The following is a 9085-nucleotide window of genomic DNA, read 5'->3' as shown; positions in this document are numbered from 1 at the left end:
GCCCTCTTCCACTACGTCTTCCGGGGCGCGCACCGGCCGCAGCCGGAATTGCCGGTCAAGGCGGCCGCGCCGCCCAGCGCGCCGCCGGCGGGGAAGGGGGCATAACATGGCGACCTCCGTGGAACGCTTCGAGCAACGTTCGCCCAACGCCATCGACCGCATGGGCTCGACCGTGGTGCACGAGGGCGAGCTGCCGCGCCACCGCGTCTACACCCGCTTCCTGCACTGGATGGTCGGGATCTTCTTCTTCCTGGCCCTGCTCTCCGGCTTCGGCATCTACATGCCCTGGATCTTCCGCTGGTTCACGCCCGTGTTCGGCGGCGGGGCCACCACCCGCATGCTGCATCCCTGGTTCGGGCTGGGCTTCGTGATCTTCTTCGCGCTGCAGTTCTTCAACTGGCTGGCGCCCATGCGCTGGACGCCGGACGACAGCAAGTGGATCCGCAACCTCCGCCGCTACATCCGCAACCAGGACCCCGTCGAGGCCCCCACCACCGATTTCTTCAACGCTGGGCAGAAGCTGCAGTACTGGGAGATCGGCGGCGGCTGCGTGGTCTACCTCATCACCGGCTTGATCATGTGGTTCCCGGAGATGACCGGGCGCTGGGCCGTGGCCGTCAGCTACGTGCTGCACGACATCTCGGCGCTGATCATGCTCTTCGGCATCTTCTTCCACGTGTACCTGAGCACGGTGGGGCAGCCCGGCACCTTGCAGTCCATGACCCGGGGCACGGTCACCGAGCGCTGGGCCTGGACCCATCATCCGGCCTGGTACAAGCGCGCGACCGGCAAGGACGCGCGCGCCGCCTATGAAGAGGCCGTGCGCCGCGAGCGCGCTCGCGCCGCCACGCTCGACCCCCGCGACCGCGACGCGCCCTAGCCAGCAGCGGTCCGCTCGCGGTAGCCTCTAGGGATCATGTCTTCCCTCGCCGGCAAGACCTTGTTCATCTCCGGCTCCAGCCGCGGGATCGGCCTGGCCATCGGCCTGCGCGCCGCCCGCGACGGCGCCAACGTCGTCATCACCGGCAAGACCGAGACGCCACATCCCAAGCTGCCCGGCACCATCCACAGCGCCGCCGCGGAGATCGAGGCCGCCGGTGGCAAGGCCTTGGCCCTGCCCATGGACATCCGCTTCGAGGAGCAGGTCTCCGCGGCGGTAGAGAAGGCGGTTCAGCATTTCGGCGGCCTCGACATCCTGGTCAACAACGCCAGCGCCATCAACCTGACCGGCACGCTGCAGACTCCGATGAAGCGCTACGACCTGATGATGGGCATCAACGTCCGCGGCACCTACCTGTGCTCGCAGGCCTGCCTGCCGCATCTGGTCAGGGCGCAGAACCCTCACATCCTGAACCTGTCGCCGCCGCTCGATCTGCGGCCTAAGTGGTTCGCGCCCCACCTGGCCTACACCATGTCGAAGTACGGCATGAGCCTGTGCGTTCTGGGGATGGCGGAGGAGTTCCGCGAGGCGGGGATCGCGGTGAACGCGTTGTGGCCGCGCACCACCATCGCCACCGCAGCCTTGCAGGTGATCCCCGGCGCCGAGCCGGAGCGTGCCCGTACGCCCGAGATCGTCGCCGACGCCGCCTGGCACATCCTCACCCGCCCCAGCCGCACCTGCACCGGCAACTTCTTCCTGGATGACGAAGTTCTCGCCGACGTCGGCGTCACCGACCTCTCGCGCTATGCCGTCAAGCCCGGCGCGACGCTGCGGTCCGACATTTTCATCGACTAACAGGAGTGCGCCCGGGCGCCAGCAGCGGATTCCTCGGCCCGATCCCCGCCCCGCCTCGTATAATCCTGACTTGCAACCCATGTCATGAGCACAGCCTTCGAAGGCCGGAAGATCCTGCTGCTCGACGATGACCCGGACGTGCGCCGAGTCTTCGCCCGTTTCCTCACCGCCAACGGCTTCCTGATCGAAGAATCCGACACCTTCGCGGCCGCGCTGCGGAGCTTCGAAGCCGTCCGTCCCGACGTCGCCGTGCTCGATTTTCGCCTGCCCGACGGGACCGCCCTCGATCTGGTTCCCAAGCTCAAGCAGGTGGAGCCGGCCATCCCGCTCATCGTGCTGACCGGATACGGCTCCATGGAGCTGGGCGTCTCGCTGATCAAGGCGGGGGCGGAGCAATGCCTGGCCAAACCCATCGAGCCGGCTTCCCTCCTGCTGGTCATCCAGAGGGTGCTGGAGAACTCTCGTAACCAGCAGAAGCAGTTGGCCAGCAGCACGCGCCGGCGGCGAGTCGTGCTGGACCCCTTCCTGGGCGAGAGCGCGGCCATCCGGCAGCTGGCCGAGACCGCCGCCAAGGTGGCCAAGAGCCACAGCCCGGTCCTGATCCAGGGCGAGACGGGGACGGGCAAAGGCGTACTCGCCAACTGGCTGCACGAGAACGGGCCCCGCGCCGACGAGTCCTTCGTCGACCTGAACTGCGCCGGCCTCACCCGCGAGTTCCTGGAGTCGGAGCTGTTCGGCTACGAGAAGGGCGCTTACACCGGAGCGGTCAGCGCCAAGCCCGGCCTGCTCGAGGTGGGGCACCGCGGCACCATCTTCCTCGACGAGATCGGCGACATCGATCCCACCGTCCAGCCCAAGCTGCTGAAGGTGGTGGAGGAAAAGCGCTTCCGGCGCATGGGCGACGTGCGCGATCGCTTCGTTGACGTCCGCCTCGTCGCCGCCACCCACCAGGACCTGCGCCGCCTGATCGAGAGCAAGGTGTTCCGCAGCGACCTCTACTTCCGGATCAGCACGGTGCCCATCGCCATCCCGGCCTTGCGGGAGCGCGCCCAAGACGTCCCGGCCATCGCCGCCGCCCTGCTGCAGCGGATCTGCATCGACATGGCGCGCTCGCCGGCGGAGCTGTCGTCCCGGGCGGTGCAGCGCCTGCGCTCCTACGACTGGCCCGGCAACATCCGCGAATTGCGCAATGTGCTGGAGCGCGCCCTGCTGCTCAGCGACAAGCCGGTCCTCGAGCCCGCCGACTTCTTCTTCGAAGCCAAGGCGGGGAGCCGTCCGCCCACTTACGAATCCGCCTGGACCCTGGACGAACTGGAGCGCTTCCACATCGCCCGCGTCTTCGCCGAGGAGAACAACAACGTGGAGAAGACCGCCAAGCGCTTGGGCATCGCCAAGAGCACGCTCTACCAGAGACTGAAGGCGATGCAACTGACCTAGGCTTGCGGCCGCCGCGCCGGCAAGCGTTTGATTCTCAGACTTCAGCGTTCGAAATCCAGAAAACCAAGCTCAGCAGGGATGCTAACCCGCGCAGCCAGGCACCCCGTAACTAGCTTGTGATTCAGTGGCTTAGGCCTGTCTGTCGTCGGTCTCGCCGGCTCTGGCAAGGCACTTGCTCTTACCCATTGAGAGCGAAGGCGCTGCCTTGGCGAGAAGCACGAGGAAAGAGACGTTGATGTTCAACCGAGTCCTGCTGGCGGAAGACACGACCGCCGCCCTGATGATCGAAGAGATGATGCTGAAGACGCCCGGTCCCGCTCCCACACTACCGCAGGAATACTACCCGCGCCTCGCCGAGGCAGGCGATGTTCCGCGCGGCCGGCATTACCTGATCCCCGGCCAGATCTTCGCCAGCCCGCAGCCCTTTGCCATCACCACCATCGTGGGCTCAGGTTGCGCGCTGTGCCTGTGGGACCCCAGCACCGGCATCGGCGGCGCCTGCCAGTTCGTCTTTCCCGACGGGCCGGAGGACGGGCTCGATCCCGCCCGCTACGGCAACCACGCCACGGCGGCGCTGCTGCAGCGATTGCTGGACTTGGGCGCGGACCCCGGCGCGCTGCAGGCCAAGCTCTATGGCGGCGCGCACCCCAAGATCACCTTTGGGAACGCCCGCGAGTGCTTGGGGCACCGCAACGTCAAGGTCGCCATCCACTTCCTGAAGGAGAAAAACATCCGGCTGGTGGAAAGCGAGGTCGGCGGAACCCAGGGGCGCAAGCTGGTCTTCCAGACCGACGACGGCCGGGCGTGGTGGCAGCGGCTCTGACGTGGCAGCAGGGAACAGTAGTCGGGCTCTCCTGCTCCGCGGTCCCGGGCCTCCCGCGCGTGGGGCCCGCGATCGCGCCAGGTTCGGGGAGCCGGAGAGAAGTCCACGGCCATGGGTGTCATGGTCCGACGCGGCGAGCCGGGTGGTCCAACCTAGGGACGTTGGAACGCTCCACTCGGCCCGGGTCAACGTGGATCACCTGCAGGACATGGCTCGTGCGGGGAAAGGGTCGGCTTCGAACCTCTGATCCCCCGCATCCTCGGTGGCGACACCCACGGAGGACTGGCCTACGCCGGCAAGCGGACCGCTTCTTCTGCGGAAGTCGCGGCGGGGGCGTAGGCGAGTGCCGGCCATGATCCGCTGCGGGACGGGAGGGCGTCGGCCCTGGAGCAGCGCTCCGGCCGGCGCCGTCCCTTTTTATGGCCGCACCAGCATCCCCACCCGCGGGAACTGGAAGCGCCCGGCGGCGTCGTCCACCACGTTGACCTGGCAGACGTAGAACCCGGCCTTGAGCTGGGAGAGTGGCACGTCGAGTTGGAAGGCGACCGCGTGCCGGGCAGGCAGGTTGATCTGCTTGGCCTCGACCAGCGGCGTCTCGTAGGCCTTCACCTTGCCGCGGAAGAAGGCGACGTTGCTGAGCACGTGTACGCCCTCCTTGCCCTCGCGCCCGGGATCGTAAACCTCGTAGTAGAAGTAGAGATGCTGGCCCGAGGAGAAGACGTGGGTGACGTTGGGGATGAGCTCGTTGCCGTCCTTCACCAGCGGGTTCTCGCTCTTGCCCTTGCCCGCTGGCTGCATCTGGCTGGCCAGCACGATGGCGCTGAGCTTCACCGGCGCCTTTTCCAGGTCGGGGACGACCAAGTCGGTCTCGAACGAGCCCATGCGCCCGGTCTGGTTCTCGCGCACCACGAACTTCAGGTGATACTTGCCGGGCGGCAGCAGGAAGCCGGTGTCGTACTGCACGTTCTTGCGGCGCACCTGCTGCGTGCCGGCGACGGCGAGCTTCACGGTGTCGCGCACCTGGCCGATGGGGCGTTGGGCCTCATCGAGAACCAGACCCATGACGTCGAGCGTGGCCTTGTCCTGGTCGCCGCCGTGGGTGAAGGGGATCTCCCAGCCCGGCACCGCCAGCGAGACCGGGACGTAGAACCGTCCGCCATCAGAGCGGAAGTAGGCGGTGGCCAGGTAGACGGGGAAGTCGGTCACGGGAAGATCGGAGTTCAGCGCCTCCGCCAGTTGCCGCTCGCGGTCGTCGCGCGAGGAGTGCTGGAAATCCGAGGGTGCATAGTAGCCGCGGCGGAAGTCCAGCTTCGCGTCTTGGCGGTTCAGGCGCACGGTGATGCGCCGGTAGCGCCCGTCGCGCGCCGGGTTGGAGCTGCGGTAGCCCAGCACATAGTAGGTGCCGGTGTCGGCCTGCACCTGGCGGAAGACGCGGGAAAAATCGTTGCTGTCGAGGAAGGCGCGGCCGCCGGTGTCGCCCGCCAGCGTGACCAGCGTCTCCTGGCTGGAGAAGTTGGAATTCAACTGGTTGAGGGTGGCGCGCCCGGAGTAGGCGGCGGTGCCGCGCAGGCTGGCCTGCTGCGCCTCCCCGCCCGGCACCAGCGCCTCGAGGCCCCGCAGGTCCATGGTGTAGATAGCCAGGTTAGCGCGCACGGCGGCGTTGATGGTGGCCCGCAGCTCCGACTGGTTCTCCACCCCGGTGCGGTCCATGCCGCTGGAAAAGTAGATGAGCGATTTCTTCTGGTCGATGTGCGTCAGGGTGGCGGCCACCGAGCGCAGCGCCTCCAGACGCCGGTCGGTGTTGAAGATGTTGTATTCGGTCTCGTCCGGGGTGAAGGACTGGCCGGTATCGGGCGTTCCTTCGGTCGTTCCCGTCGAGCCCGCTTCGTAGCCCTGGCCGCCGGTCAGGCTGTAGGCGGCCAGCACTTTCTTTAAGGCGGTGCGGTCGGAGGTGAAGTCCAGGTCCACCTTCAGCGAGCTGCCCAGAGAGACGACCGCGACCAGGTCGGCGGCCGCCATCTGCGTGTCCACGTAGTTCTGCGCCGCCTTGACCGCGCGCTCGATCTCCTCCGGCTGCATGGAGGTCAGATCGAAGAACAGGATCACCAGGCGGCGGTCCTTGAAGGCAGCGGAGGAAGTTGCCGCTGGCGGTGCCGCACCCGGCGCGGACGGGGTCCCCGGCAATGTCGCCTGCTGCGGCCCTGCCTCGGCCACGGCGTCCGGGTTCTCGATGTCGAAGCTCAGGACCTTCTGCGGCTTGCCGTCCTCCAGCACCGTAAAATCGCTCTGGGTAAGGCCGCGCACGAACTCACCCTTTTTGTCGCGCACGGTGACGTTCACCAGCACCAGCTCCGCGTTGGCCCGGATGGTGTACTGCGGCTGCGGTTGCTGTGCGGGCAGGGCAGCGCCGGCCAGAGCCAGGCCCAGCAGCAGCGCCGGCGCTCTTCGTCTCCAGTTGGTCCGTGTCTGCGTCATAGATGGCCTCAGAAGCGGAAGCGCGCCACCACTTGCATGGTGCGCATGGGCCCCACCGCGACCACGCGTCCGAAGGTGGGCGAGTTCACCGCCGTGTCGATGCTGGTGAACTGCGGAGTGTTGAAGATGTTGGTGGCCTGGGCGCGGAACTCCAGCAGGCGGGTCTCGCTCACGGAGAACACCTTGCTCAGGGCCATGTCGAACAGCACCTGCCCGGGCCCGCGGATGGTGTTGCGCCCGGCCGTGCCCAGCAGTCCGTCCGGGGGGACGCTGAAGGCAGCGGTGTTGAACCACTCCGCGATGCTGGGGTCGGGCAGGGAGATGGGCTGGCCGTTGTAGTCGGCGCGCAAGGTGCCGTTGGTGCCGCGGTTGACGTCGGCGAAGTTACCCAGCACGCGCGCGGTGAAGGGCATGCCCGAAGCGATGGTCCAGTCGCCGCTCCACGACCAGTCTCCCAGCAGGGTGCGCAGCGCGCCCGGCTGCGCCAGCCAGCGCCGGTCGCGCCCGAAGGGAAGCTCCCAGAGGTAGTCGGCGGTGAAGCGCTGGGTCTGGTCGAAGCTGGAGGGCCCGCGCTCGGCCGCCAGGTCGAAGGCGTTCTGCGCCACCACCGCCTGCCCGCCTCCGATGCTGGAGGCGTTGTCGATGGACTTGGACCAGGTATAGCTGCCGCCGATGGAAACGCCGTGCTGCAGGCGCTTGCGCAGCCGCACCGTGCCCGCATTGGCGATGGAGTCGCCCACGGAGGTCTCCCACAGGAAGGGCTGCACCCCGGGGATGCGTACCCCCGTGAAGGAGCGGTTGGGCGCTTCCAGCATGTCAAGGTGCGTGCCCTTGGTGCCGGTGTAGTCCAGGTTCAGCATCAGCGTGGGCGTGATCTCACGCTGGACGTCCAGGTTCCAGATCTGCACGTAGCCCAGCGCGTAATCGACGTCCACGCCGTAGTTGTTGGTGATGGTGGAGGGCGGGACCGGCGGGAAGCCGTTCTCCAGGGTCAGGGGCAGCGTGGCCGACTCCACGTTGGTCTGGGTGAAGGAAAAGGGCGGCTGGAAGGCCAGTTGCTGCACCAGGTTGGTGTACTGGCCGGTGTTGTAGTTGATGCCGTAGCCGGCGCGCACCACCGTCTTGGCGAAGGGCTTCCACGCGATGCCGATGCGGGGGGCGAAATTATTGCGATCGGGGCGGACCAGGCTGAGCGGAAAGACCCCGCTGAAGGGACCCACCTGTCCCGGCAGCACCGGCGCCACCGCGGTGAACTGCGGGTTCGCGTCCAGGTTCACGATCTGGTTGTTCAGCTCGGTGTAGGGCGAGACGTATTCGTAGCGCAGCCCGAAGTTGAGGGTCAGGTTGCCGCGCACCCGCCAGTCGTCCTGGACAAAGAGGTCCCAGGAGTTGCCGCGGAAGTAGAAATTATTGGCGCCGAACTGCACCGAGGTCATCTGCGGCAGGCCCAGCAGGAAGTCGGCGAAGTCCACCCCCGTGCCCGCCACCGGCAGGCCGCCCACGTACTGCGCCGTGTTCACCCCGGTGAAGACGAAGCTGCCGCGCGCGTTGCTGTCGGTGTGCGTGTTGATCTGCAGCCGCCGGAAGTCGCCGCCCCAGCGCAGCGTGTGCTTGCCGTGCGTCCACACCATGAAGTCGGAGAGGGAGAGGGTTTGGTTGCGTTGCAGCAGGGGATTGATGTCGTGCACGCCGGCGAAGTTGCTGAACGACAGGTTGGGCAGGCCCCAGTCGAAGGGGTCGGTCGAAACCCCCGTCACCCCCGCCAGCCCTGCCACGTCGGTCACGAAGGCATAGAGGTTCGTGGTTTCCACGCGGTTGCGGTTGAAGTCGAAGCGCAGGATGTTGGTGATCTTGTGGAAGCTGCGGATGTAGGCGATGGGGATATCGAAGCTCTGCGCGGAAGTGTCACCGCCCACGCTGGGGAAGGGATTGGTCAGCGTGGCGTCGGAGGTCTGGTAGTGGAAGCCGAAGGTGATCAGGTTGCGCTGCCCACCCGGCCGCAGCGTGTTCAACAGCGTCCCGAAGTTGTGGATCAACCTCACGTTGACGTTGTTGGTGTTGTTGGTGGCCGAGGTCACGAAGTGGAAGTTGTCGATCGTCCCCGGCAGGTTGGGCTCGGGGATAAAGGGCAGCAGGTTCAACGCGGCCGTGCTGATCATGCCCCCGGGGATGGTGTTGTTCAGGAAGGGCAGGTGGGTCGCCGGGTCGTAGATGGGCACCGGGAAGATCCCCTTGCGTTCGTCCAGGGTGGGCACCGTGCTGAAGGCATTGTAGGGAGAATCTCCCACCGACCCGTTGTAGGAGAGAAAGAAGAAGGTCTTGTCGCCGCCGTGGTAGATCTTGGGGATGTTCAGCGGCCCGCCCAGCACCGCGCCGAAGCTGTGCCGGGTGTAGCTGGGTTTGCTGGCGGGCTGGCCGGTGAGGGAGTAGGGGGCAGCGTCGAAGGCGGAATCGCTCAGGGTGTAGAACAGGGCGCCGTGGGGGCGGTTGATGTCGAAGCGCCCACGCCCGCGCCCGCCTCCGCCTCCCATCAAGAAGATGCCGCCGCCGCCGAAACCTCCCGGCCCGCCGGGCCCGCCTCCGCCGGGGCCTCCCGGTCCACCACCCGGCCCGCC

General features: G+C 67.1%; 6 protein-coding genes. 4 read left to right on the top strand and 2 right to left on the bottom strand.

Translation table 11 applies throughout. The annotated features are described in order from the left end of the window. Window positions 1–106: 106 nt before the first annotated feature. From VEG08_15405 to VEG08_15390, 4 genes are all read left to right on the top strand, one after another. Complete coding sequence (locus VEG08_15405) at window positions 107–880, top strand: formate dehydrogenase subunit gamma (GenBank protein ID HXZ29381.1); 774 nt, start codon at window positions 107–109, stop codon at window positions 878–880. 36 nt (window positions 881–916) lie between these two features. After that, window positions 917–1735: an NAD(P)-dependent oxidoreductase gene (locus VEG08_15400; GenBank protein HXZ29380.1), complete on the top strand. Its 819-nt coding sequence runs from the start codon at window positions 917–919 to the stop codon at window positions 1733–1735. 84 nt (window positions 1736–1819) lie between these two features. Then, a complete protein-coding gene (locus VEG08_15395; protein ID HXZ29379.1) occupies window positions 1820–3172 on the top strand; it encodes a sigma-54 dependent transcriptional regulator in 1353 nt (450 codons plus the stop codon). Between the two features lie 235 nt (window positions 3173–3407). Then, complete coding sequence (locus VEG08_15390; protein ID HXZ29378.1) at window positions 3408–3995, top strand: chemotaxis protein CheD; 588 nt, start codon at window positions 3408–3410, stop codon at window positions 3993–3995. Between the two features lie 417 nt (window positions 3996–4412). Here the strand turns inward: VEG08_15390 and VEG08_15385 are convergent, their stop codons facing one another. Together VEG08_15385 and VEG08_15380 are read right to left on the bottom strand one after the other, a co-directional pair. Further along, window positions 4413–6470, bottom strand: a complete 2058-nt coding sequence (locus VEG08_15385; GenBank protein HXZ29377.1) for a VWA domain-containing protein — start codon at window positions 6468–6470, stop codon at window positions 4413–4415. 8 nt (window positions 6471–6478) lie between these two features. Next, window positions 6479–9085, bottom strand: a 2607-nt coding sequence (locus VEG08_15380) for a TonB-dependent receptor (protein HXZ29376.1), incomplete at its 5' end; no start/stop codon positions are given.

The organism is Terriglobales bacterium (assembly GCA_035624475.1).
In the GTDB taxonomy this organism is placed as follows: Bacteria; Acidobacteriota; Terriglobia; order Terriglobales; family Acidobacteriaceae; genus DASPRL01.
The sequence above is the reverse complement of the archived record's forward strand: the minus strand, read 5'-3'. Positions and strand labels throughout refer to the sequence as shown.

Excerpts from the sequence above, each read along its gene's own strand:
- VEG08_15385 (HXZ29377.1), bottom strand. The coding sequence starts at position 6,470 with ATGACGCAGACACGGACCAACTGGAGACGAAGAGCGCCGGCGCTGCTG.
- VEG08_15400 (HXZ29380.1), top strand. The coding sequence starts at position 917 with ATGTCTTCCCTCGCCGGCAAGACCTTGTTCATCTCCGGCTCCAGCCGC.
- VEG08_15390 (HXZ29378.1), top strand. The coding sequence starts at position 3,408 with ATGTTCAACCGAGTCCTGCTGGCGGAAGACACGACCGCCGCCCTGATG.
- VEG08_15405 (HXZ29381.1), top strand. The coding sequence starts at position 107 with ATGGCGACCTCCGTGGAACGCTTCGAGCAACGTTCGCCCAACGCCATC.
- VEG08_15395 (HXZ29379.1), top strand. The coding sequence starts at position 1,820 with ATGAGCACAGCCTTCGAAGGCCGGAAGATCCTGCTGCTCGACGATGAC.